Below are 1,955 nucleotides of genomic sequence, written 5' to 3' on the forward strand. Positions count from 1 at the left end.
ATGGGGCTTAACCATGCAAGATGATTTAACCGACGCAGCAAATTGGCTAGTGGAGCAGAACATCGCCCTTAAAGACAAAATGTGTATCGTTGGAGCGAGCTACGGCGGTTATGCAGCCGCTATGGCGGCGGTAAAAACCCCAGACTTATTTAAGTGCGCAATAAGTTTTGCCGGCGTAACCGATTTAAAAAAATTAGTCTCAACCAGCCGGCGTTTTGTAAACAGCAACTTTGCAAAAAAACAGATTGGTGATGACTCTGCTGACTTAAAAGCTCGCTCACCGGCTTATCATGCCGATAAAGTTAACATTCCTATGCTATTTATCCATGGAGAAGATGATGTAGTGGTGGCAGTTGAACAAAGTGAAGCGATGGTAAATGAGCTTCAAGACTTAAACAAAGATGTGAAATTTATTGAACTAGAAAATGGTGACCACTACTTATCTATTCAACGTAATCGTCACATTACTTTCAAAGCGATGGATACATTTTTGAAAAAGCATTTGAATTAACGGTCGCTAATAGTGCTGATAAAACAGCACTATTAGCTAATGCCAAACAAATAAAGTTTGTGTATAGTTTTGGGTTAATTTTAATCGCAAATATTTGAGACTTTTATGAATGGAATCATTCGCTTGTGTTGTTTGGTAGTTGTTTTATTCACTTCTTTAAGTGGTGTTTCAGAAGAACTACCCGTTGAGAGCTTTAGTCAATTACCCTCTAATACTCGCCCAAATCTTTCTCCTAACGGTAGTAAAATTGCCTATATAAGTAACTATTTATCACCCGAAATTGCAGTGTTAACCACTTTCGATCTCACCACAGGAAAAAAGCAATACGTAGTTCAATCCGATAATGAAAAGATTAAAGTTAATTGGTTTACGTGGGCGAATGAGAAAACCCTTATTGTGAGTTTAAGGTTTGCCAGTAAAAGAGGCAAAACAGATGTCACTGAAACGCGTTTATTGGCAATTGACATAGATGGCGAAAAGCCAGTACAGCGACCATTAATTAAGCCTAGAACAGGTATTTATGGAAACCAGCATATCTCTCAGTTTCAAGATAACGTGATATCATTTTTACCCGATGAACCAGACTATATTTTAATTGCTTTAGACTTAGAAATCGCAAACTTACCTGACGTATATAAATTGAATATTAATAACGGCAAAAAGAAGCGAGTTGCTAGAGGCAAAATGTTGGTTCGTGATTGGATGGCAGATAGACAAGGCAACTTACGTTTAGGGGAGACTTTGAACTATAAAACAGGCGAAGCGTCTGTTCGCGTGCGGATCGGTGACGATGATACTTGGCATAAAATGTTTGAATATAATGCTTTAGAAGGGTCAGGTATTAATCCTCTTGGTTTTGCAAAAGACCCAAATATTTTGTACTACAGCCAATACAAAGGCGATAAAAAAGCCTTATACAAAATTGATCTCACTAGCAAAGAGTCTAACTTAGTTTTTGAAGATGAACATTACGATGTAGACGGCTCACTTATTTATTCAAAAAAAACCAATGATGTAATTGGTATTTATCATTCTCATAACGATGATGGCCGTGTGTATTGGGATGAATCAAGAAGTAAATTCCAGGATGCTTTGAATAAAGCCCTACCTGAGAGTGACGTATATTTAGTGGACTTTAACCGAGATGAAAACATTTACCTTTTATATACAGAGAATGATTTCACTCCAGGGAGATATTTCTTAGGCGATCGCAAGAATGCATCCTTGACCCCGATTCTGAGTCAATACCCTAACTTGCTACCAGAAGTACTAACCGAGCATAAGTTTGTCACTTATACCGCACGAGATGGCACTGAGCTAGAAGGTTATTTAACTCTACCGCTAGGTGCTGAAGGTCCTGTTGCTACTATTTTACACCCCCATGGTGGCCCAGGGGCTCGTGAATATGATGGCTTTGATTATTGGACCTCGTTTTTTGCAAACC

General features: G+C 38.6%; 2 protein-coding genes. Both read left to right on the top strand.

What is annotated here, in order from left to right; translation table 11 throughout:
* Window positions 1-511: prolyl oligopeptidase family serine peptidase (locus ABJD71_RS18220; RefSeq protein ID WP_348172945.1), on the top strand; the 511-nt coding region annotated here is incomplete at its 5' end.
* Between the two features lie 105 nt (window positions 512-616).
* A partial coding sequence (locus ABJD71_RS18225) for a S9 family peptidase (RefSeq protein WP_348172948.1) occupies window positions 617-1,955 on the top strand: 1,339 nt, incomplete at its 3' end.

This window comes from Paraglaciecola sp., assembly GCF_039943935.1.
GTDB lineage: Bacteria > Pseudomonadota > Gammaproteobacteria > Enterobacterales > Alteromonadaceae > Paraglaciecola.